Origin of the sequence: Nonomuraea sp. NPDC050691 (genome assembly GCF_040654455.1) — a bacterium.
GTDB lineage: Bacteria > Actinomycetota > Actinomycetes > Streptosporangiales > Streptosporangiaceae > Nonomuraea.
Genome location: NZ_JBFAIA010000029.1, coordinates 1 through 21,465 on the forward strand (window position 1 = coordinate 1; position 21,465 = coordinate 21,465).

Genomic DNA, 21,465 nt, shown 5'->3' on the forward strand with positions numbered 1-21,465 from the left:
GGCGCGGCGGCGCGGCGGCGGCGATCTCCGTTCTGCGGCAGGCCGCGCGGCTCAGTGAGTCGCCCGCCGATCGCCGCCACAGGACGGTGACCGCCGCCTTCGTCGCACTGGACGCGGGCCGGCCCGGCCTGGCCAGGACGCTGGCCGACCAGGTCATGGCCGAGCCGGTGCCCGCCGTGACACTGGCGCAGCTCAACGGGACCATCGAGCTGTACGGCGGGGACCCCGCCATCGCCTTCACGCACCTGGTGCGGTGCGCCGAACTCATGGCGTCCAGCGATCCCGAGGAGGCGGCCTGGACCCTCCTGCTCGCGGCCGGATCGGCGTTGCGCGCCGGGGACATGGGGGCGACGCTGCTGGCGACCCGGCGCATCACCGCCCTGGACTGCTCTTCGGCGACGCTCCGCGCCGCCGAAGGTCTCCTCGGCGGCTTCGAGGGGGTCGTCACCGGTGCCGAGCTGTGGGAACTGCCGGCTGCCCTGCCCGGGGGCCGGGGCGGGGGAGACGAGCGGCAATGGATGTGGGCGACCGTGATCGGCTGGATGGGGCCCGACGATCACCAGGCCCTCCGGCTCGTCGAAGCCACCGGCCGCCGGGTCCGTGCCGAGGGCTCCGCCGCGCTGCTGACCGAGGTGCTGTCCTACCATGCCGACATCGAGTTCCGGCTCGGACGCTGGGCGGAGGGCGCCGCGCATGCCGAGGAGGGGCTTCGGTTCAGCTACGAGACCGGCCAGCGGGGGTGGACGGCCGGCTTCCTCGCCCAGGCGGCGCGGTTCGCCGCCGTGCGCGGCGATGCGGCGGCATGCCGCCGGCATGCCCGGCAGGCGTTGGAGGTGGCGTTCCCGCTGCGCGAGCGCCTCGCCGCCGCGACGGCGACCGGCGCGCTGGGACTGCTGGCGCTCGGGGAGGGCGCCTCAGCCGAGGCGTTCGCGGAGCTGTTGCGCCTGTTCGAGCGGGGGTCGCCGCACTCCAATGACTTCGTCGCGCTCGCGATGCTCCCGGATCTGGTCGAGGCCGCCGTGGGCGCCGGGGACACGGAGCCGGCTCGGCGGATCGTCGAGGCCATGGAGCCGCGGACCGGCGGCGTCCGCGGCCCCGCGGCCCTGGCCGGCTGGCATCGCTCCCACGCGATGCTCTCGGACGACGCCCGCGCCGAATCCCACTATCGGAGCGCGCTGGCGAGCCTCGGGCCCGACCGGCGCCCCTTCGACCGGGCCCGCACCGAACTCCTGTACGGCGAGTGGCTGCACGGCAACCACCGCAGGACCGAGGCCCAGGCGATGCTGAGGGCCGCGAGCGAGACGTTCGACGCCCTGGGGGCGGAGCCTTGGGCGCGCCGCGCGCGCGGCCGGTTCCTGGCGGCCGGCGGCGGCCCGCCCCGCCGGAGCCGGCGCGTCGCCGCCCTGCTCAGCCCGCAGGAGCGGGAAGTGTCCAGGCTCGCCGCAAGGGGGCTGAGCAACCGCGAGATCGGCGACCGGTTGCACCTCAGCCCGCGGACGGTGGGCTCGCACCTGTACCGCGCGTTCCCCAAGCTGGGGATCTCGGCGCGCGCCCAGCTTCGCGACCTCGACCTCGACCTCGACCTGGACTGACGGACCACCGGCGCCGCGACCGGGACGCGTCCCGTTCAGAGCGGCCCGAGGTCGCGCACCGTCCGGGCCAGCGCGCGGATGAGGTCGTTCTCGCTGTCCGACCGCCACACCAGCGCGTACGGCAGGGACGTCAGGTCGTGGACCGGTACGTAGACGATGTCAGGCCGCACCCAGTACCGCCTCATGTGCTCCGGGAACAGCGTCACGATCTCGCCCATGGCGATCCGGGTGAAGATCTCGGCCATGTTGCCCACGAGGGGGCCGCGTTCGACGACGCGGCCCTTGCGGGTGTGGGGCGGTACGTAGGCGTCGAGCCAGTAGTCCGGCCGGGACTCGATGTTGGGATGCTGGAAGTCGCCTATCGTCTCCATCGAGATCGACGTGTGGCCGGCGAGTTCGTGCCCGGGGGCCACGGCCAGCACGCGCGGGTCGGCGAAGAGGACGGGACCGACGGTGAGATCGGGCTCCTCGATGGGCAGCCAGGCGACCAGGACGTCGAACTCGCCGCGACGCAGCCTGCCGAACAGGTCGTCGAAGGCGGGGTGGCTGATGCGCAGTTCCCAGGCGGGGTGACGGGCGCGGAAGGTGTCCCAGTACGGGCGCAGGTCGTGGACGTTGATCGGCATCATGCCGACGCGGAGCACGGCGGTGATGCCCCGGGCGGCCAGGCGGGCGCGTTCGAGGCTGTCGCGCAGGGCGGCGTAGACGGGCCTCAGGTCGTCGCGGAGCTGGCGGCCGAGCGGGGTGATCTCGACGTGGCGACGGTTGGAACGGTCGAACAGCGCGCCGCCGATGCGGCGCTCCTGTTCCCTGATGGCCTGGCTGATCCGGGCCTGCGAGACGTGCAGGCGCGCCGCGGCCCGGCCGAAGTGCAGCTCCTCGGCCAGCGTCAGGAAGATCTCGATGTCGCGGATCTCCACGGACGTCACTCAGGAGAGGCCGGGGGAAGCGGGCAGCCGACGCCCCTGGGCGATCAGCAGGATGAGCCCGATGTCCTGTAGCTCCATAGACATCCCTTTCGTCCGATAACTCTCATGTTATCGAGCGGGTGCGAGGTCGGCGTTGATAGAGACGCCGGCGCCGTGCAGCCTGGAGGACACCTGCGAACGGCCTCGACCTCGTGGCCCCGTCCACTACCGGTGATCATGAGTCTGGCGAGTCTAGGTCTGACCGACGAACAGGAGCGCCTCTACCGCTACCTGTTGCGTCACCCGCATCTCGACGCGGACACCGTCGACCTCGTCATGCCCGAGGCTCGCCGCGTCCTCGCCGAGCTGAGAGCGTTCGGCCTGGTCGGCGAGGCACTGACCGCGATTCCCCCGGCCGCCGCGGTCGATCTGCTGGTACGGCGGCGCATCGAGCAGACCCGCCGCCGGCTGACCGAGCTCACCATGGCCTGGGACGTGCTGACCGAGCTGACCGAGGAGCACCGCAGCGGCCGCCTCGTCCAAATGGTCGAGCACATCCCGGACGGACCGGCCGTCACCCGCCGCATGCGCGCCCTGCTGGCCGAGAACCCCGGCGAGTTCGCCCACGTGACGACCCGCGCCCACAGCAGCACGCCCTACGACCCCCGGCCGTTCCAGCGGCTGCTGGCACGCGGGTTGCGCAGCCGCACCCTGTTCCCCGCCTGGGCCCTGGCCGACCCGGCGCACGACCCCCACGCCCGGTCCCTGCACGCCCTGGGCGACCTGCACCGGGTCACCGCCGAGCCGACCCGGCACCTGGCGATCGTCAACCGCGCGGTCGCCTTCGTCCAGGCCGATCCCCACGGCCCGGAGGCCGGAGCGTTGGAGATCCGTCAGCCCGGCCTGGTCGCCATGCTCGCCGACGTCTTCGACGGCATGTGGGACCGCGCCCGGGATCTGCACGACCTGCCCCTGTCCCCGGTCGAGCAGCAGGTCCTGCACGCCTTGACCCGTCACGACACCGACGAGACCGCCGCACGCTCGCTCAACGTCTCCGTGCGCAAGTTCCGCGCCCACGTCGCCGACCTGATGGCACGACTCGGCGCCGCCACCCGCTTCCAGGCGGCACTGCGGGCCAAGGAGCGCGGCTGGCTGTGAGGTCCGGGTGCAGGTTCCTGCACCCGGACCTGCAACTTCTTCCTCTCCTGCGCGCCTGTGCAGCGCCGACATGCTGAGCCGCATGGATCGTTTGGATGTCATCGACACGTGCACCCGGATGGCCTGGCACGCCGACCAGCGGGAGTGGAGCGACCTCGCCGAGGTGTTCGCCGACAAGGTGCTGCTGGACTACACCAGTCTCAATGGCGGCGAGCCGGTCGTCCTCACCCCGGCGCAGATCGTCGAGGGCTGGGAGGGCGCGCTGGGCGCCTACGTGGCCACCCAGCACCTGATCGGCAACCACCTGGTCACCGTCGCCGGGGACGCGGCCGTGTGCACGGCCTCCTTCCAGGCCACGCACCGCAAGGACGACGACTCGCTGTGGACGCTGGGCGGCACCTACCGCTTCGACCTCGCGCGCACCGGCGGCGGGTGGCGCATCACCGGCGTGGTGATGACCGCGGCCTGGAGCGACGGCGCCCGATGAGGAAGCGCGCCATCGTGGGGGCGGCGGCCGCCGTGCTGGTCGCCGGCGGGGTGGCGGCCGGGGCCGGCAGCGACTTCCAGCGGGCGGTCGCCACCGACGCCATCCAGCCGCTGCCCTCCGCGCCCGCCTCGCGCGGGCCGCTGGACCCGGCGGCGCGGCGCTACCTGGACGCGGTGGCGGCCGGGGACGCCGACGCCCTGGCCGCCGGCTTCGCGCCCGACGGCCTGGTCATCGACGTCGGGCGTGAGATCCGCGGCCGGGACGCCATCCGGCGCTGGGCCGCCGACGAGGTCATCGGCGGCGTCTACACGCTGCTGGACCACACCCCGAGACCGGGTGGGGTCACCATGCTCGTCCGTTTCCAGCCCGGCGGCGTGGGCGGCTTCCGCGCCAACTACCACTTCGACATCACCGACGGATTGATCACGAAGGCCACTCTGGAGTACGCGTGAACAAGGTCACCAAGGTCACTTTCGACAGCGACGGCGTCACCCTCGCCGGCAACCTGTTCCTGCCCGAGGGGGTGGAGCGGGCCCCGGGCGTGGTGGTCGCGGGCACCTGGACCAGCGTCAAGGAGCTGATGGCCGACCGCTACGCCCAGCGCCTGGCCGAACGCGGCTACGCGGCCCTGTCGTTCGACTTCACCGGCTTCGGTGAGTCGGGTGGCGACCCACGGGATGTGGAGAACCCGGCCCGCAAGGTCATCGACATCCATCACGCGGTCGCCTTCCTGGCCACCCACCCGGCCATCGACGCCGACCGGCTCGGCGCCCTGGGCATCTGCGCGGCCGCGATGTACATGGCCGACAACGCCGCCCACGACCCCCTCGTCGCCTCCCTGGCCCTGGTGGCGCCCTGGCTGCACGACGCCGCCATCTGCGAGGCCGCGTACGGCGGCGCCGAGGCGGTCGCCGAGAAGATCAAGATCGGGCTGGAGGCCCGGTCGCGCTACGACGAGACCGGCGAGATCGACTACGTGCCGGTCGTCAGCGCCGCCGACCCTCGCGCGGCCATGCCGTACGACATCGACTTCTACCTCAACCCCGAGCGTGGCGGCATCCCCGCCTGGCCCAACCGCTTCGCCGTGATGGCCTGGCCGGACTGGCTCACCTACGACTCCATCGCCCTGGCGCCGCGCATCAGCCGGCCCACCCTGCTCGTGCACAGCGAAGACGCCGCCATTCCCGAAGGCGCCCACCGCTTCCACGCCGGGCTCGCCGGCGCCAAGGACATCCTGTGGACCCAGGGCACCCAGTTCGACTTCTACGACCAGGAGCCGCAGGTCACCGTCGCGGTGGACGCCGTGGCCGCGCACTTCGGCAGGACCCTGCGATGATCCTCGTCACCGGAGCCACCGGCAACGTCGGCGGGGAGGTCGTGCGCGCGCTTGTCAGCGCGGGAGAACCCGTGCGCGCGCTGGTCCGCGAACCCGCCGGCCTGCCGGTGGAGCAGGCCGTCGGCGACCTGAACGCGCCGGACACGCTCGGCGCCGCCCTCGACGGCGTGCGCGGGGTGTTCCTGCTGCCCGGCTACCGCGACATGCCCGGCCTGCTCGCCCGGTTCCGGGAGGCCGGGGTGGAGCGGGTGGTGCTGCTGTCCAGCCTGGCCACCGTCGCCACCGACACCCGCAACGCCGTCTCCCAGTACATGATCGGCTCGGAGACGGCGGTGCGCGAGTCCGGGCTGGCCTGGACGTTCCTGCGGCCCAACGCGTTCATGTCCAACGCGCTGCGCTGGCTGCCGCAGTTGCGGGCCGGGAACGTCGTCAGGGACGCGTTCGGCGCGGTGCCGATCGCCTCGGTCGACCCGTACGACATCGCCGCCGTGGCCGTCCGCGCCCTGCTCGACCCCGGGCACGAGGGCCGGATCCACCCGCTGAGCGGGCCGGAGCGGCTGCTGCCGGCGCAGCGGCTCGCCGTCCTGGCCGATGTGCTCGGGCGTGACCTGCGCTTCCAGGCCCTGTCGGACGAGGAGGCCAGGGCGGACATGGCGGGGCGCGTGCCGGAGGAGTACATCCAGGCGTTCTTCAGCTTCTACAGCGACGGCACCCTGGACGAGTCCCAGATCTATCCCACCGTGGAGAAGGTGACCGGGACGCCGCCGCGCACCTTCCGCCAGTGGGCCCTGGCCCATCGCACCGACTTCGACGCGGGCCCGGCCTAGAACACGCCGGTCAGGCGGCCGACGGGACGTCGCCCGGGCGCCACATCGGCCAGAACGTCGCGCCGTCCGGCAGCGCGAACGTCTCGCGCGGCAGATAGCCGTGCCGCAGGTACAGGTCGCGGCTGCGCGGGCTGCTCGCCTCCAGGTACGCGGGCAGCCCGCCGAGCCGGGCGTGATGGTGGCGCAGCAGCGCGCTGCCGAGCCCCCGGCCCTGCCGCGCCGGGTGGACCGCCAGGAACGCCAGGTGGTGGTGCGGCTCGTCCGGATGGTGCTTGTCGAACAGCGAATCCAGCAGCAGGAAGCGCTCCAGCCACGGCCCGGTGGCCGCCGCGAGCCGCTGCTCGTAGCCGGGCGGTTCGGGCAGCGGCCCCACGCGCGGGAACCAGACGGCCACGGCCGGGGCGTCGTCGATCAGGTCGATCTCGCCGTGCCGGGCGGCGTGCTCGACCAGGATCCGGAAGTCGGCGGTCATGATCTCGTGCCGTCCGCGCGGCTCGGGCACGAGGTAGGACAGGGCGGCGAGAGGGGCGAACGCGGTGGCGATCAGCTCCGCGACGCGCGGCACGTCGCGGGCGCCGGCGCGGCGGATGACGGGGAGACGGGACGACGGGGTCATGGGGTGCTCCTCAGCGGGCCAGGTCGTGGACGGTCGCGGCCTTGGCGCCCAGCCCGACCCGGGAGTAGACGGCCGGCTGCCCGGAGCGCAGCACCATGGCCCACACCAGGCCCACCACGGCCGCGACGCCGTACACGGAGGGCAGGATCCAGGCCAGCGGATCGCCGTCGGGCACGCCGAGCACGGTCGCGAAGTTGCTCACCGCGAGGACGACCATGACGGCCAGTGCCGCGGCGGCCGGCAGCGGCGCGACCAGCCGCCGCCAGACGTCCTCGCCGCTCGGCTCGCGGGAGAAGAACACGATGACCGCGATCGAGGTGGCGAAGACCAGGAGCAGCACGCCGAAGCCGCCGAAGGTGCCGCCGTAGAAGAAGAGCTGCACCAGGGGGTCCAGGCCCAGCACCGCGTACCCCACGATCACGAGGAGGCCCAGCACGCTCTGCGCGATCGAGCCGGCCTTGGGCGCGCCGGTGCGGGGCCGGGTGCGGCCGAACACGGCGGGCAGCACACGCTCGCGGCCGAGGGCGAAGAAGTAGCGGGCCGTGGTGTTGTGGAACGAGATCATCGCGGCGAACAGGCTGGTGACGAAGAGCGCCCGGGCGATGTCCACCACGGCGACGCCGAGCTGCGTGGTGGCGATGACGAAGATGGTCTCGGCGCCGTCGCGGCGGGCGACCTCGACGATGTTCGCGGGTCCGGTGGCGACCGTCATGGCCCAGGCGGACAGCGCGTACAGGCCGGCGATGATGGCGATCGAGGCGTACGTGGCCGCCGGCACCGTACGGCGGGGATCGCGGCTCTCCTCGGAGAAGACCACGGCCGACTCGAATCCCACGAAGCCCAGCGTGGCCGTGATCAGCAGCGCGCCGACTCCTGGCACGAACAGCGCGCCCGGCGACAGGGTCTCCAGCGAGACGCCGGCCGGCGCGGGCCCGACGAGGTCGGCCACGTCGAACAGCAGGATCACCGCCACCTCGGCCGTGAGCAGGACGGCGAGCAGCCGGCCGTTGACGTCGATCCGCATCACCCCGAGGACCGACACCAGCGCCCACGCGACCAGCGACAGCGTCCACCAGGGCGGCGAGACGCCGGCCCACCGCTCGACGAGGGGCGTGGCCGCCGCGCCGAACGCCCCGTACAGGCCCACCTGGAGCGCGTTGTAGGCGATCAGTGCGACCCAGGCCGCGGCGATGCCGGCCGGGCGGCCGAGGCCCCGGCTGATGTAGGTGTAGAAGGCTCCGGCGTTGGCCATGTGGCGGGCCATCGCGACGTACCCGACGGCGAAGACCGCGAGCACGACGCCCACGGCCAGGAAGGCGACGGGCAGGCCGGTGATGCCGGTGACCGCGTACGCGGTGGTGACCACGCCGGCGACCACGGTGAGCGGCGCCGCGGCCGACAGCACGAAGTAGACGACCGACGGCGCGCCGAGCCGGTCGGCGGCCAGCGCGCCGGCGATCGGATCCGAACGGGTGGGGGAGGGGGCGACGGGCATCCGATACCTCTCTGGGGGGTCAGAACGGGTTCAGGACGGTTGAGTCGGGGTCAGGTGCGGTAGGTGAGCACGGCGTCGCCGACGGCCGCGCTGACGTGGCGGCTCAGGTCGCTCAGCGGCTGCGGCATGGCCGCGAGCACGGCGGCCAGGTAGCGGTGCGCGGCGGCCCGGTGGCCGGGGTCCTCGACGACGGTGTCGGTCATGCCGCAGGCGTCCACGAGCGCGGCCAGCAGCATGTCGTACGGGTTCAGCGGCCGGCGGCGGACCAGCGAGAGGCGCAGCCGGGTGGAGGGCCAGACGGCGGGTCCGAACTCCGTCGCGAAATAGCGATTCTGTTTGTGTTTCAATAATCTGGGCGTGACGCATTCCAGCAGCCCGATGGCCAGCAATCGGCCGGTGACATCGGTGAGGGAGCGTTGCGCCAGGTATGCCAGCCAGGTGCGCACATCGGTGTGCTGGGGGGAATCGGCGATATCGGCCAGGGTCGTGTCGGCCACGCGTTCACGCAGCGGGAGCGGGTCGAGAAGCTGGAGCCGCGTGCCGCTCACGGTGAGCCGGTTCTCCAGGACGAGCTCGCCGATCAGGGCCCCGGCCAGGCCCAACGTCAGCCCCTGGAGGTGCAGGCGGGGCTTGCCGGTGCCGGTCGTGTCCCACGCGATGAGGAAGAAATCATCGGCCAGCAACCGTGTTCTCCCGCCGAGTGTGTCGCGACAGACGGCGAACGAGGTGCGTCCAGAGGGAGGACAACCGAATCGGTTCGCTCACTATCGCCCTTAATGGATGGCCGGTTCATGAAAACGCGTGCGGGTGGCGCGAAAATGTTTATCAAGAACGCCATCACTGCGGCTAGGCCCCATTTCTCGCCAAGTCCCGCCATCCGATGCATTAATGCTTTATATGACGATTTATCCGCCTTATTGAAGATCGTCACCTTGTCCTCTGGCGTCCCAGGGGACCCTCGGCTCAGTCCTTGAGGAACGCGGTGAGCGCGGCGGCCAGCTGCCCCGGGGCCTCCTCCGCCATGTGGTGGGCGGAGTCCACGCCGTGGCCGCACAGGTCGCCGGCCCAGTCGCGCCACAGGGCGAGCGGATCGCCGTAGAGGTCCACCAGGTCGTCGCGGACGGACCACAGGACGAGGGCCGGGCAGCGCAGCCGGACACCGGCGGCCCGGTCGGCCTCCTCGTGACGCCGGTCGACGGTGAGGCCGGCGCGGTAGTCCTCCAGCATGCCGCGCACGACGTCAGGGTCCCTGGTGGCCCGGCGGAACTCCGCGTGGTTGGCGTGGCCCATGGCCTCGGGGTCGCCGTGGTACCAGGCGTCGGGATCGGCGCCGATGACGCGCTCGGGCACGCCGGGCTGGGCGAAGAAGAACCAGTGCCAGTACGAGGTCGCGAACTCCGGTGTCATGCGGGACAGGTGCGCGGTGATCGGCACGCAGTCGAGCAGGGCCACCCGCGTGACGGTCTCGGGGTGGTCGAGGGCGAGCCGGAAGGCGACGCAGCCGCCGCGGTCGTGCCCGGCCACCGCGAACCGCCCGTGACCGAGCCGCCGCATCACCTCCACCACGTCGCCGGCCAGGGCGCGCTTGGAGTGGGCGGCGTGGTCCGGGGAGGGAGCGGGACCGCGGGAGCGGCCGTAGCCGCGCAGATCGGGGCAGACGACCGTGAACCCCTCCGCGACCAGGCGAGGGGCGACGCGGTGCCACGTCGCGGAGGTACGGGGATGGCCGTGCAGCAGCACCACGGGCGACCCTTGTCCCGCGTACCGGAAGAAGACGGACACCTCGCCGCCCAGCCGCACCTCGTCCTCACGGAAGCCCTCGATCACCCGACGCCCCTCTCCGCCGACCCCCGCCCCAAACCCACCCCCGCTCCCGCGGCCCCCACTCTCACGGCCGGGCGCCCGCCGGCGTGGGCAGCCCCGGAGGGTGGGGCGGCCTGAGGGGAGCCCCCTCAGGCTCGGGCTCGCCGGCCTTGGGGCCTGGGGGAGGTGGGCCGCCCCCTCAGAGGGGAACCCCACTCGGATGGTGGGGCCGCGTCGGAGCCTCGCAGGGGGAGTGGACTCAGAGGGTGGAGCCGCCGTCCACCACCAGGTCGTGCCCGATCGTGAAACCCGCCTCCGCCGAGGCGATCCAGAGGATGGCGCCCGCCGCCTCCTCCAGCGTGCCGACCCGCCCCGCGGGAAGCGCGTCGCGCATCCGCTCCGCGCGGTCCGCCTCCGTCTCGCCCGGGCGCATCGACATCGTCGTGTCGTGCGGCCCGGGGCTGACGACGTTGATCCGGATGCCCTCCCGGATGTACTCCAGCGCCGCCGTCCGCGTCAGCGCGGTCACGGCCGCCTTGCTCGCCGCGTACGCGCCCAGGCCGGGGATGCGCTTGTGGGCGCCGATCTGCGAGGAGACGTTGACGATGACCCCGCCTCCGGCCGTGAGCATGTGGGCGATCTCGTACTTCATGGACAGCATGACGCCCGTGGTGTTGACCGTGAGCGTGTAGGCCCAGTCGGCCTCGTCGATCTCGGCCGCCTGCCCCATCGTGAAGACCCCGGCGTTGTTGACGGCGACGTCCAGCGTCCCGCACGTCGCGACGGTGTCGGCCACCAGCCGCTCCACGTCCGCGGCGCGGGTCACGTCGGCCGTGATCGCGACGGCCTGGCCGCCCGTCTCCTCGGCCAGCTTCACGGTCTGCTCCAGCGGCTCCCTGCTCCGTCCGGCGACCACGACGCGGGCCCCCTCGCGGGCGAAGGCGAGCGCGGTGGCCCGGCCGATGCCGGAGCCGCCGCCGGTGACGAGCACGACCTTATCTGCGAACCTCATGACGAACCTCTCTGTTGTGGGTGTTCTCGTTGCGCGGGTTGCGGCCGGCGACGCCGGTCAGCGCCGCGGTCAAGATGAAGAGCAGTGCGGTGGCGGCCAGCGCGAAGCCGTATCCGTGGGTGACGGCGGCCGGATCCCGGTGCGGGCCGGTGCGTGCCGCGGCGAGGGCCGCCAGCGCCGCCAGCCCGACGGTCGGCCCCACCTCCATCGCGGTGTTGACCAGTCCGGCCCCGAGCCCGGCCTGGCGCGCGGGCACGCCGTCGAGCGCCGCCACGGTCGCCCCCGACAGCGCGAGCCCGGACGCGACCGGGAACAGCAGCAGCCCGGCGAGCACCGCTCCGGCGTACGGGGTGTCCGGCTCGATCAGGCTGAGCAGTCCCATGGAGGCCGCCCCGAGCCCCAGCCCGCACATGGTCACCGCGCGGGCGCCGAGCCGCCCGACGAGCCGGCCGGACACCGGGCCCATGGCCAGCACCAGCAGGTACGGGGCGAACGCGGCACTGGTCTGCAGCGGGGTCAGTCCGCGTACCTGCTGGAGCCAGAGCGTCAGGAAGAACGTGGTGGTCGCGCTGGCGGCGGCCGTGACGAGGACGGCGAGCAGCGCCGCGGAGCGACGGGGCGAGGCCAGGAATCGCAGGGGGAGCAGCGGTTCGGCCGCGCGGGACTCCACGGCGGCGAACGCCACCAGCAGCAGCCCGCCGGCGACGGTCACGATCGGCGCCGAGTACAGCAGCCCGACGCTCAGCGCCACCATGCCCGCGGTCGCCAGGACCGCTCCGGGCAGGTCGAGCCGGGGCGCCTGACCGGGAGCCCGGTCCGGGAGCCGCCGGGCGGCGGCCAGGACGACGGCCGAGGCCGTGATCGGGATGGCGAACGCCCAGCGCCACGACACCAGGGCGGCGATCACGCCGGACAGCAGGCTGCCCGCCGTCGCGCCGGTCACCGACAGGGTCCCCCACACGGCCATCGCCCGTGGCAGGCGCTGGTCCGGCACCACCTGCCGGACCAGCGCCATGGCGGCCGGAGCCGTGAGCGCGGCCGCCGCCCCCTGGGCGAACCGGGCCAGGAGCAGCACGAGCTGTCCGGGCGCCAGCGCGGCCGCGACCGAGGCGGCCCCGAAGACGGCCACGCCGGTCAGGAACGCGCGCCGGTGCCCGTACAGGTCGGAGAGTCTTCCCCCCAGCAGGAGCAGGCCGCTGAACGACAGCCCGTAGGCGGAGCTGAGGAGCGCCAGGCCGGCGGGGTCCAGGCCGAGTTCGCGCTGGATGGCGGGGAGGGGGACGACGAGGAGCGTGATCGACGCGATGAGGATGACCTGGGAGCCGGCGAGCAGGATGAACGCCGGACTTACCATACTAGACCGTTCGTTCCAGATAGGGGGCATGGCAAGGTCTTCCTCGTCTTTCAAGGGCGGAGGTGGCGCCGAGGGTGAGCCGGGGTCAGAGCAGACTGAGGGCGTGGGCCGCCGCGTCGCGCATCCTCGCGGGGTCCGGTGACGCCTTGCCCATGAGCCGCATGCCCTGGAGCACCACGATGAGGAAGCGGGCCAGCGTCCGCGGGTCCTTGCCCGCGTCCAGCTCGCCCTGCGCCCGCGCGCGGATGAGCGCCGAGGTCAGCGCCGTCTCCAGGCCCTCCCAGTTGCGGTCGACGAACCGGCACACCTCCTCGTCGCGGGGCAGCAGCTCGGCCGCCGCGTTGGCGATCATGCAGCCGCGCTTGCCCTCCTCGGTGGACGACTCCCGGGCGTACGACTCGACGAGCCGCCGGATGGCCGGCAGCGCGGGGCCCGGCTGGGACAGCGCCTCGATGGGCGACGGGTCCCGCCGCTCCAGGTAGCGCTCCAGCGCCTTCATGTAGAGCTCGTGCTTGCCCCCGAAGGTCGCGTACAGGCTCGCCCGGCCGATGCCGAGCCGTTCGACCAGGTCGGCCATCGACGTCGATTCATACCCGCGTTCCCAGAACAGCTCCAGCGCCGCGTCGAGCGCCGCGTCGGGATCGAACTCCTTGGTCCTGGCCATGTCTCCGACCCTACCTCTTTCTGGAACGAGCGGTCAATTTACTCCGGATCCACCTGTGGTGGCGCCTTGTCGTCAGGGAAGAAGAACGTTTTAATACCCCCTGGCGCGGCCCCGCGTCCCCACGAACGCGTCCCGCGAGGAGCACCCTTTGATCGTCTACGGCGGCGACTGGAACCCGGAGCAGTGGCCCGAGGAGACCTGGGCCGAGGACGTCGCCCTCATGCGTGAGGCCGGGGTCAACCGGGTCAGCGTCGGCATCTTCTCGTGGTCGTTCCTGGAGCCCGAGGAGGGCCGGTTCGACTTCAGCCTGCTCGACAAGGTCATGGACCTGCTGGCCGAGGGCGGCGTGCAGGCGTGCCTGGCCACGCCGACGGCCGCGCCGCCCCCCTGGTTCGGGCACACGTACCCCGAGGCGCTGCCCGTCGACGCCGACGGCCGCAGGCTCCACCACGGCAGCAGGCAGGGATTCTGCCCCAGCTCGCCGATCTACCGGGAGCGGGCGCTGCGCATCGCCGAGCAGGTGGCCCTGCGCTACCGGGACCACCCGGCGCTGGCCATCTGGCACATCCACAACGAGTACGGCTGCCACAACGTCCGGTGCTACTGCGACGCCTCCGCCGCCGCCTTCCGCGTCTGGCTGCGCGGGCGCTACGGCACGCTCGACGCCCTCAACGACGCCTGGGGCACCGCCTTCTGGTCCCAGCGCTACAGCGACTGGGAGCAGATCCTGCCGCCTCGGGCGACCCCCACCTTCACCAACCCGGGCCAGCAGCTCGACTACCGCAGGTTCTGCTCCGACGCGGTGCTCGACCTCTACCGGGCCGAGCGCGACCTGCTCGCCCGCCTCACGCCCGGCGTCCCCGCCACCACCAACCTCATGGCCGGGATGCACTGGGAGATGGACTACTGGACGTACGCCCCCGAGATCGACCCCATCGCCTCGGACCACTACCTCATCGGCGACGACCCCCACGTCCACCTCGCCTTCTCCGCCGACTTCGCCCGCTCGCTCAACCGCGGCCGGCCGTGGATGCTGATGGAGCACTCCACCAGCGCCGTCAACTGGCAGGGCTACAACCGCGCCAAGCGCCCCGGCGAGCTGCTGCGCAACTCCGTCCAGCACCTCGCCAGGGGAGCGGACGCGATCATGTTCTTCCAGTGGCGGGCCTCCCGGGCGGGGGCCGAGAAGTGGCACTCGGGGATGGTCCCGCACACGGGCACCGACACCAAGATCTGGCGGGAGGTCAAGGCCCTCGGCGCCCTGCTGAAGGACCTGGCCGAGGTCGAGGGCAGCACGGTCACGGCGGACGCGGCGATCCTGCTCGACTACGCCAGCATCTGGGCGGAGGACCACCCCGCCCAGCCGACCACGCACCGCGACCCGGTCGAGATCATCCGCCAGTGGTACGGGGCGCTCTGGAAGGCGGGCGTCACCTGCGACGTCGCCCACCCCGAGGGCGACCTGTCCAGGTACCGGCTGGTCGTCGTCCCCGCCCTCTACCTGATCAGCGACCAGGGGGCGGCGAACGTCGAGCGGTTCGCGGCGGCCGGCGGCACCGTGCTCGTCGCCCCGTACAGCGGGATCGTGGACGAGAACGACAGGGTGCGGCTGGGCGGCTACCCGGGCGCGTTCCGCGACCTGCTGGGCGTGACGGTCGAGGAGTTCTACCCGCTGGCGCCGGACGAGCAGGTGACGGTCGAGGGCGGCGGCACGGGCACGGTGTGGAGCGAGGTCGCGCACGCCACCACGGCCAAGGTCCTCGACACGTACGCCACCGGGGAGCCGGCCTGGACCCGCAACGCCTGGGGCGACGGCACCGCCCACTACCTGACCACGCTGCCCGACGGCGACCTCCTGGGGCGCGTGGTGGCCGAGGTCTGCGTGGACGCCGGGATCTCCGCCACCTCCCACCCCGGGGTCGAGCTCGTACGGCGGGCGCACCCGGACGGCCGGTCGTACCTGTTCGCGATCAACCACACGGACGCCCCGGCAGCGGTCCCGGCCACGGGCGTCACGCTGCCCGACGGCCGGCCGGTGGACGGCGCGCTCACGATCCCCGCGGGCGAGGTCCGCGTCGTCCGCGAGACCGCCTCGCCGGCCTGACGCACGGGCCCCGGAGCCCCCGCCCCGACGGCGGGGGCCGCCCGCTCCTTGACGGGTTCCGTGCCCTCGCTTCTACCTAGGTACCGAATTAGGGATTTATCCCGTCGCTTGGTTGCCCCGCCGCGGGCAGTCTGGGTGCTTAGACATGGGCTCAGCCGACCCGAGCAAATGGAGAGAGGGACGAGCCATGTGCCAGCACCAGCCGCCGTGTCCACCGGCGGACGCCCCGAGCCACGACGCCGCCCGCATGGTGGCCTTCCACCCCGAGCAGGGGTGGGGACTCCTCTGCAACGGCGTGGTCATCTTCGATGACGCGGGCGAGCTGCTGCCGGACGGCCGGAGCATCTCCACCGGGCCCATCTGCTGTGGAACGGCCGCTTGACGCGGCAGCGCGAAAGGAACAGCAATCCCGTGCGCAGGATCCAGATCCGCAAGTCCAAGAAGCCGAGCTCCGGCCAGTCCGGCGTCGACCTGCGGACCCCGTCCGGCCGCCGCCTCCCGTACTGACCACCGGCGGCCAGGGCCGCGTCAGGAGTCGTGCTCGTTGACCCAGACCGCCACCTGGGCCCGCGAATGGAAGCCGAGTTTCCCCATGATGTGCTCGATGTGACTCTCGGCGGTGCGCTGGGAGATCACCAGGGTGGTGGCGATCTCCTTGTTCGTCAGCCCCTGGGCGACGAGCCGGGCGATCTCCGTCTCCCTCCGGGTGAGCGGCCCGGACCCTCCCCGTGAGCCCTTCGAGGCCGGGCGCTCACCGCCGCCGGCGGAGCGCTCGACCACGCGCTCGTCCCTCTGGAGCGCGTAGTCGAGCGCGTCGTCGTAGGACAGCCGGGCGCCCTCCTCGAAGGCCGCCTCGAAGGCGGAGGGACCGAGCGCCTCCCGGGTGAGGGCCTCGCACTGGTCGTGGTAGCCGGCCAGATGCCCGTAGCCGGACAGCGGCGCGCCGATCATCTGCCAGATGGTCCGCAGGATGCCGAACAGCCGCGCCGCCCGCCGGTGGTCGCGCTCGCTGGTGGCGATCCAGGCCAGCACCTCCAGGTTGACCCCGACGCCGAGCGGGTCGCCGAGCGCGCGGTTGAAGGTCAGGCTCTCCCTCTCCAGCGCGGCGGCCCGCTTCAGGTCGCCCTGCCGCCAGACGTCCACGCCGAGCGCCATCATCATGTACGCCTTGTGCCAGCCCTCCCCGTACGCGTCGGCCAGGGCGAGGCACTCGTCGCCCATCGCGATGGCCTGGCCGGAGTCGCCGCGGAAGGAGTGGGCCAGCGAGAGCCGGATGAGGGCCAGGGTGGTGCCCACAGGGTCGCCCGTGGCGCGGTGCCGGGCCAGGGCGTGCTCGTACAGCTCGATGGCCCCGTCGGTGTCGCCCTCGCACATGGCGATCATCCCGGAGTACAGCGCGACGTACCCGAGGACCCCTTCCAGCCCCAGCCGCTCGCCCAGGTTCTGGCTCTCCTTGAGCATCTCCGCCGCGGCGGGGACGTCGGCCTGGATGATGGCCAGCCAGCTTCCCGCCCACAGCGCCCGCGCCCGCGCCTCGGGGGTGCCCGCGCCGCTGGCGAGCGCGCGCTCCAGCCAGCGGCGGCCCTCGCCCAGGTAGTAGCCGCTGATCCAGTGGTAGAGCAGGTCGGCGGCCATCTCGAGGCCGGATCCGGCCTCCGCCGGGTCGGCCAGGCAGCGTTCGAGGGCGCTGTGCAGGTTGGCGTGCTCGTGACGCAGCCGGGTGAACCAGGCGACCTGCGAGGGCCCGAAGATCTGCTCCCGCGCCTGCGCCGCGAGCTCCCGGTAGTAGTCGCGGTGGCGCCGCTGCAGCTCGCCGTGCTCCCCTTGGGCGACGAGCCGTTCGAGGCCGTACTGACGGATGATCTCCAGCAGCCGGTAGCGGACGCGCGAGCCGTTCTCCTCCCTGATCAGGATGGACTTGGAGACCAGCGCGCACACGAGGTCGAGCACCTCGTCGTGGTCGATGCCGTCGCCGGAGCAGACCGCCTCGGCGCCCTCCAGGTCGAGGCCGCCCGCGAAGACCGACGCGCGCGCCCACAGCAGCCGCTCCTTCTCGGAGCACAGCGTGTAGCTCCAGTCGATGAGCGCCCGCAGCGTCTGATGGCGCGGCGGCTCGGCCGGGGAACCGGCGGTGAGCAGCCGGAACCGGTCGTCCAGGCGGTCGAGGAGCTGGCGCAGCGACAGGGCGCGCAGCCGGACGGCGGCCAGCTCGATGCCGAGCGGCAGGCCGTCGAGCCGGCGGCAGATCTGCAGGACGATGTCGCGGTTGTCCTCGGTGAGCGCGAACGACGGCAGGACGGCCATGGCCCGTTCGGTGAACAGGCGCACGGCGTCGGAGCGCGCCAGCGACTCGATGGGCAGCTCCGCCCCGTCGGCTCCGGGCATGGGCAGCGTCGGGACCGGCAGGATCCGCTCGCCCGTGAACCCCAGCGCCTCGCGGCTGGTGGCCAGGACCCGCAGGTCGGGCGCGGCGCGCAGCAGCGCCTCGGCGAGGACGGCGCACTCGCTGACCAGGTGCTCGCAGTTGTCCAGGATGACCAGGGCGTTCTTGTCGGCGAGGAAGTCGGTGAGCACCCGCAGCGGGGAGCCGGCGCTCTGGTGGCGGATCTCCAGAGCCTCGATCACGACCTGGGCCAGCATGTCGGGGCTCTCCAGCGCGCCCAGCTCGACGAACCACACGCCGCTGCGGAAGTCACGCGCCATGTCGAGCCCGACCCGCAGCGCCAGCCGGGTCTTGCCGACGCCGCCCACGCCGGTGAGCGTCACCGCCCGTGACGTGGACAGCAGCCGCTTGACCTCGGCCACCTCGTGCCGACGTCCGACGAAGCTGGTCACCTCCGCGGGCAGCCTGACATACTGCTGCCGCCTGGTCTCGTTCATCGCCAGCATCATGTCTGCCCCGACGGCCGGGCCACCGGGTGATGCCCGAGCCGTTCCCTCAAGGTTATGCGCTGGTCACCGTACGTGTGAAGGCGGGGACGTGGTGCCCGCTCACCCCTTGAGACCGCTGGCGAAGCCCTTGATGACGTAGCGCTGCAGCACCAGGAAGGCGACGACGACCGGCAGCGCCCCGAGCACCAGGCCGGCGAAGACCAGGCCGTGGTCGGAGACGTACTGGCCGACGAACGCGAAGACGCTCACCGGGATCGTCTCGAAGCCCGACCCGCCCAGGTACAGCAGCGGGGTGAAGAAGTCGTTCCAGATGAACACGGCGTTGAGGATGAGCACGGTGCCCGTGATGGGCCGCAGCAGCGGGAAGACCACCTTGGTGAACGCGGTGAAGTGGGAGGCGCCGTCGATCTGGGCGGCGCTGGCGTAGTCGCGCGGCAGCGCCCGGATGAAGCCCGTGTAGAGGAACACGGTGAACGGGAGCTGGATCCCCGTGTAGAAGACGATCATCCCGGCGTGGCTGCCGATGAGCCCGAGGTCGGACACGAGCTGGTAGAGCGGGATCATGCCGAGCTGGAACGGCAGCACGATGCCGAGCAGGAACAGGATGTACAGCCCGTAGCCCATGCGGCTCTTGGCCCGGGCCAGGTAGTAGGCGGCGAACGAGCCGAGCGCGACCAGCGCGACCAGGCTGACCACGGTGATCACCGTGCTGTTGACCAGCGACGGGCCGAGCGCGGCCGCCGTCCACGCCTTGCCGAAGTTGTCGAGCGTGGGCGGCGCGGGCAGCGAGAGCGGGCTGTGCGAGATCTGCGCCGGGTCCTTCAGCGACAGCGTGATCAGCGCGTACACCGGGAAGAGGAACGCCACGGCCACGGCGACCATGACGATCTCCAGCAGGAACGTCCGCTTCACTGGGCCACCTCACGGTTGCGGAGATAGTAGAGCTGCACCATCGACACGGCCGCCACGAACAGCGCCAGCACCAGCGCGATCGCCGTGCTGTAGCCGAACTTGCCGAAGACGAACGCCTGCTTGTACAGGACCGTCGAGAGCGTCTCGGTGGCGTAGCCGGGGCCGCCGTTCGTGGCCGCGAAGACCTGGTCGAACAGCTTGAGCCCGCCGATCGTGGACAGCATCAGGTTGATGGTCAGCGCCGGCGCGAGCAGCGGCCAGGTGACGTACCGGAACCGCTGCCATGTCCCGGCGCCGTCGATCATGGCCGCCTCGTGCAGCTCCGGCGGGATCCCCTCCAGCCCCGCCAGGAAGATGACCATCGAGTAGCCGGCGTACTGCCACACCACGGTGCCCGCGATCGACCAGAGCGCGAGCGACGGGTCGCCCAGCCAGTCGATGTGGGTGCCGAGCAGGCCGTTCAGGCCGGCGTCCGGGTCGGGGTTGTAGATGTACTTCCACAGGAAGGCCACCATGACGGGGCTGACCACGACCGGGGCGAAGAACACCACCCGCAGGACGGCGCGGCTTCTCAGCTTCACGTGCACGCCGAGCGCGAGCAGCAGGCCCACGCCGTTCTGCACGGCGACGATCGTCACGGTCAGCAGCAGCGTGTTGCCGATCGAGCCCATGGCCTGGTCGTCGCGGAACATCGCCGTCAGGTTGGCCAGCCCGACGAAGGACTTGTCCTCGCCGAGGCCGCTCCAGTCGGTGAAGGCGTAGACCATGCCGGCCAGGCTCGGGTAGAGCACGACGGCGGCGTAGACGAGCAGCGCGGGCAGGGCGAAGAGCCACGACGGGGAGAACGAGCTGAACCTCCCCCACGGCTTGCGGGCCGTGGAGGGGAGGCTCCCGCGGGTGATGTTCGCGGTCACTTGGCGTATGCCTCGTCCATCTTCTTCAGGGCCTCATCGATCTTGATCTTGCCGGCGAGCAGCTCCTGGATCACCGCGAAGTGCACGGGCTGCACCTCGGCGTTCGGCCAGCGCTGGTCCATGAACGGCACGGCGCGGTCCTTGGTGAACGGCAGGAACGACTGCACGGCCGGGTCGATGGTGGAGCCGGAGTCCTGGGTGAGCGGGATGGCGGAGATGGCCTTGGCCCAGCGGTTGATGCTCTCCTGCTTGCCGAGGAAGTCGATGAACGCCTTGGCCTCGGCCGCGTTCTTGCCCTTGGCCGAGGCGCCGAGGCCGACGACCACGCCGGCGGGGATCCACACCTGGTCGGCCGAGTCGGCGCCGGGCACCGGGAACATCGACAGGTCGGTGGGGCTGGTGGCCGCCTTGCGGAAGTCGGGCAGCACGGCCGAGACCTGGATGGCCATGCCGGCCTTGCCGGTGGCCACCGTGGAGATCTGCTGCTCGAAGGTGGTGCCGTTGGGGTTGTCGTTGAAGAAGCCGCGCTTCTGCAGCTCCAGGTACATCTCCATGGCCTGGCGCCAGCCCGACTGGGCGAAGCTGGTCTGCCCGGCGAGCTGCTTGTCGTCGAAGGTCGGGTCCTTGGCGTACACGGTGGAGGGGACGAGCGCGTACGTGATGAGCTGGGTGACCCAGGGCGTCTGGGCGCCGAGCGCGATCGGGGTGATCCCGGCCTTCTTCAGCTTGTCGCACACGGCGAGGAACTCGGTCCACGTGGTGGGCGGCGCGTCGATGCCGGCCTTCTCGAACGCCTTGGTGTTGTAGGCGGCGCCGATGACCGACGAGCCCGCCGAGTACATGTAGGTCTTGCCGTCGTTCTGGAAGGCCGGCTTGAACCCGGACGGGATGGTCTGGGTCCACGCCTGGTCGGACAGGTCGGCGAGCAGCCCGGCCTTGGCGATCTGGCTCATCGACATGGCGCTGCCGTTGCCCGGGTAGACGACGTGCAGGTCGGGGGCGTTGCCGGCGCCGAGCTGCGTGCGGACCGAGGTCTGCACCTGGTCCGGGGGTGCGAACGTGGTGGTGAGGGAGACGCTGGGCTTGGCCTGCTTGTAGGCGGCGATCAGCTCCTCCATGGGAGCCTTCTGGTCGGCGACGCCGACGAACTTGAGCTCGGTGGCGGCCGGTTTGCCCTGCGCGGTGGTGGTCTGCGGCTTGGTGGAGCAGGCGGTCGCCGCGGCGGCCGCGGCCAGCCCGCCCATCATGCGGAAGAACTGGGCGCGGCTCATCCGGGCTTCGCGTAGGTCGGTCATGGGGGTCTCCTCCGTGCAGTTCCCACGCGGGCGGGGGGTGGGCTTTATGCGAACGTTTTAATCGGGAGGGCCCAAGATGCGGGGCGGTCTGACAAC

General features: G+C 72.1%; 20 protein-coding genes. 8 read left to right on the top strand and 12 right to left on the bottom strand.

Annotation, left to right across the window (positions count from 1 at the left end):
• Window positions 1–1,592, top strand: a 1,592-nt coding sequence (locus AB0H81_RS14610; protein ID WP_358374084.1) for a helix-turn-helix transcriptional regulator, incomplete at its 5' end; no start/stop codon positions are given.
• Window positions 1,593–1,627: 35 nt separating this feature from the next.
• On the opposite strand, the gene AB0H81_RS14615 is transcribed toward AB0H81_RS14610, so the two are convergent.
• On the bottom strand, window positions 1,628–2,521 hold the full coding sequence (locus AB0H81_RS14615) for a LysR family transcriptional regulator (RefSeq protein WP_358374088.1): 894 nt from the start codon (window positions 2,519–2,521) through the stop codon (window positions 1,628–1,630).
• 216 nt (window positions 2,522–2,737) lie between these two features.
• Here AB0H81_RS14615 and AB0H81_RS14620 point away from each other — a divergent pair, with 216 nt between their 5' ends.
• The 5 genes from AB0H81_RS14620 to AB0H81_RS14640 all read left to right on the top strand — a co-directional run bounded on the left by AB0H81_RS14620 (window position 2,738) and on the right by AB0H81_RS14640 (window position 6,308).
• Window positions 2,738–3,658 (top strand): hypothetical protein, encoded by a 921-nt coding sequence (locus AB0H81_RS14620; RefSeq protein ID WP_358374091.1) that lies wholly within the window; start codon window positions 2,738–2,740, stop codon window positions 3,656–3,658.
• A gap of 82 nt (window positions 3,659–3,740) precedes the next feature.
• Complete coding sequence (locus AB0H81_RS14625; RefSeq protein ID WP_358374094.1) at window positions 3,741–4,145, top strand: nuclear transport factor 2 family protein; 405 nt, start codon at window positions 3,741–3,743, stop codon at window positions 4,143–4,145.
• Window positions 4,142–4,597: a nuclear transport factor 2 family protein gene (locus AB0H81_RS14630; RefSeq protein ID WP_358374097.1), complete on the top strand. Its 456-nt coding sequence runs from the start codon at window positions 4,142–4,144 to the stop codon at window positions 4,595–4,597. Before AB0H81_RS14625 ends, AB0H81_RS14630 begins: the two co-directional genes overlap by 4 nt.
• A complete protein-coding gene (locus tag AB0H81_RS14635) occupies window positions 4,594–5,481 on the top strand; it encodes an alpha/beta fold hydrolase (RefSeq protein ID WP_358374100.1) in 888 nt (295 codons plus the stop codon). Before AB0H81_RS14630 ends, AB0H81_RS14635 begins: the two co-directional genes overlap by 4 nt.
• Window positions 5,478–6,308, top strand: coding sequence for an NAD(P)H-binding protein (locus tag AB0H81_RS14640; RefSeq protein ID WP_358374103.1), 831 nt, complete (start codon window positions 5,478–5,480; stop codon window positions 6,306–6,308). The genes AB0H81_RS14635 and AB0H81_RS14640 overlap by 4 nt, the downstream gene beginning before the upstream one ends.
• Window positions 6,309–6,318: 10 nt before the next feature.
• Here AB0H81_RS14640 and AB0H81_RS14645 read toward each other — a convergent pair whose 3' ends face one another.
• The 7 genes from AB0H81_RS14645 to AB0H81_RS14675 form a co-directional block, all read right to left on the bottom strand.
• Window positions 6,319–6,924 carry a GNAT family N-acetyltransferase gene (locus tag AB0H81_RS14645; protein ID WP_358374106.1) on the bottom strand — a complete coding sequence of 202 codons (606 nt, stop codon included), beginning with the start codon at window positions 6,922–6,924 and terminating at the stop codon, window positions 6,319–6,321.
• A 10-nt stretch (window positions 6,925–6,934) separates the two neighbouring features.
• Window positions 6,935–8,419 (bottom strand): APC family permease, encoded by a 1,485-nt coding sequence (locus AB0H81_RS14650; RefSeq protein ID WP_358374109.1) that lies wholly within the window; start codon window positions 8,417–8,419, stop codon window positions 6,935–6,937.
• A gap of 50 nt (window positions 8,420–8,469) precedes the next feature.
• Window positions 8,470–9,102: a GPP34 family phosphoprotein gene (locus AB0H81_RS14655; protein ID WP_358374112.1), complete on the bottom strand. Its 633-nt coding sequence runs from the start codon at window positions 9,100–9,102 to the stop codon at window positions 8,470–8,472.
• Between the two features lie 280 nt (window positions 9,103–9,382).
• Entirely contained in the window at window positions 9,383–10,246 is an 864-nt protein-coding gene (locus AB0H81_RS14660) for an alpha/beta hydrolase (protein WP_358374115.1), read from the bottom strand.
• Window positions 10,247–10,481: 235 nt separating this feature from the next.
• Entirely contained in the window at window positions 10,482–11,234 is a 753-nt protein-coding gene (locus AB0H81_RS14665; RefSeq protein ID WP_358374118.1) for an SDR family oxidoreductase, read from the bottom strand.
• Window positions 11,218–12,588, bottom strand: a complete 1,371-nt coding sequence (locus tag AB0H81_RS14670; protein WP_358374121.1) for an MFS transporter — start codon at window positions 12,586–12,588, stop codon at window positions 11,218–11,220. Before AB0H81_RS14670 ends, AB0H81_RS14665 begins: the two co-directional genes overlap by 17 nt.
• An 85-nt stretch (window positions 12,589–12,673) precedes the next feature.
• Entirely contained in the window at window positions 12,674–13,252 is a 579-nt protein-coding gene (locus tag AB0H81_RS14675; RefSeq protein WP_358374124.1) for a TetR family transcriptional regulator, read from the bottom strand.
• Window positions 13,253–13,400: 148 nt separating this feature from the next.
• Between AB0H81_RS14675 and AB0H81_RS14680 the strand changes: the two genes are divergently transcribed.
• The gene (locus AB0H81_RS14680; protein WP_358374127.1) at window positions 13,401–15,356 is read left to right on the top strand and encodes a beta-galactosidase; all 1,956 of its coding nucleotides are present in this window, start codon (window positions 13,401–13,403) and stop codon (window positions 15,354–15,356) included.
• Between the two features lie 187 nt (window positions 15,357–15,543).
• The gene (locus AB0H81_RS14685) at window positions 15,544–15,738 is read left to right on the top strand and encodes a DUF5999 family protein (RefSeq protein ID WP_358374129.1); all 195 of its coding nucleotides are present in this window, start codon (window positions 15,544–15,546) and stop codon (window positions 15,736–15,738) included.
• A gap of 146 nt (window positions 15,739–15,884) precedes the next feature.
• On the opposite strand, the gene AB0H81_RS14690 is transcribed toward AB0H81_RS14685, so the two are convergent.
• From AB0H81_RS14690 to AB0H81_RS14705, 4 genes are all read right to left on the bottom strand, one after another.
• Window positions 15,885–18,236, bottom strand: coding sequence for a LuxR C-terminal-related transcriptional regulator (locus AB0H81_RS14690; RefSeq protein ID WP_358374132.1), 2,352 nt, complete (start codon window positions 18,234–18,236; stop codon window positions 15,885–15,887).
• Window positions 18,237–18,347: 111 nt separating this feature from the next.
• Window positions 18,348–19,160, bottom strand: a complete 813-nt coding sequence (locus AB0H81_RS14695) for a carbohydrate ABC transporter permease (protein ID WP_358374135.1) — start codon at window positions 19,158–19,160, stop codon at window positions 18,348–18,350.
• Window positions 19,157–20,074, bottom strand: a complete 918-nt coding sequence (locus AB0H81_RS14700; RefSeq protein ID WP_358374138.1) for a sugar ABC transporter permease — start codon at window positions 20,072–20,074, stop codon at window positions 19,157–19,159. The genes AB0H81_RS14695 and AB0H81_RS14700 overlap by 4 nt, the downstream gene beginning before the upstream one ends.
• On the bottom strand, window positions 20,071–21,369 hold the full coding sequence (locus AB0H81_RS14705) for an extracellular solute-binding protein (protein WP_358374141.1): 1,299 nt from the start codon (window positions 21,367–21,369) through the stop codon (window positions 20,071–20,073). The genes AB0H81_RS14700 and AB0H81_RS14705 overlap by 4 nt, the downstream gene beginning before the upstream one ends.
• Between the last annotated feature and the right edge of the window lie 96 nt (window positions 21,370–21,465).

Bases quoted from the DNA above. Each gene is read 5' to 3' on its own strand.
- AB0H81_RS14690 (WP_358374132.1), bottom strand. From the start codon at position 18,236: ATGAACGAGACCAGGCGGCAGCAGTATGTCAGGCTGCCCGCGGAGGTG.
- AB0H81_RS14670 (WP_358374121.1), bottom strand. From the start codon at position 12,588: ATGGTAAGTCCGGCGTTCATCCTGCTCGCCGGCTCCCAGGTCATCCTC.
- AB0H81_RS14630 (WP_358374097.1), top strand. From the start codon at position 4,142: ATGAGGAAGCGCGCCATCGTGGGGGCGGCGGCCGCCGTGCTGGTCGCC.
- AB0H81_RS14640 (WP_358374103.1), top strand. From the start codon at position 5,478: ATGATCCTCGTCACCGGAGCCACCGGCAACGTCGGCGGGGAGGTCGTG.
- AB0H81_RS14620 (WP_358374091.1), top strand. From the start codon at position 2,738: ATGAGTCTGGCGAGTCTAGGTCTGACCGACGAACAGGAGCGCCTCTAC.
- AB0H81_RS14625 (WP_358374094.1), top strand. From the start codon at position 3,741: ATGGATCGTTTGGATGTCATCGACACGTGCACCCGGATGGCCTGGCAC.
- AB0H81_RS14685 (WP_358374129.1), top strand. From the start codon at position 15,544: ATGTGCCAGCACCAGCCGCCGTGTCCACCGGCGGACGCCCCGAGCCAC.
- AB0H81_RS14675 (WP_358374124.1), bottom strand. From the start codon at position 13,252: ATGGCCAGGACCAAGGAGTTCGATCCCGACGCGGCGCTCGACGCGGCG.
- AB0H81_RS14705 (WP_358374141.1), bottom strand. From the start codon at position 21,369: ATGACCGACCTACGCGAAGCCCGGATGAGCCGCGCCCAGTTCTTCCGC.
- AB0H81_RS14650 (WP_358374109.1), bottom strand. From the start codon at position 8,419: ATGCCCGTCGCCCCCTCCCCCACCCGTTCGGATCCGATCGCCGGCGCG.
- AB0H81_RS14665 (WP_358374118.1), bottom strand. From the start codon at position 11,234: ATGAGGTTCGCAGATAAGGTCGTGCTCGTCACCGGCGGCGGCTCCGGC.
- AB0H81_RS14645 (WP_358374106.1), bottom strand. From the start codon at position 6,924: ATGACCCCGTCGTCCCGTCTCCCCGTCATCCGCCGCGCCGGCGCCCGC.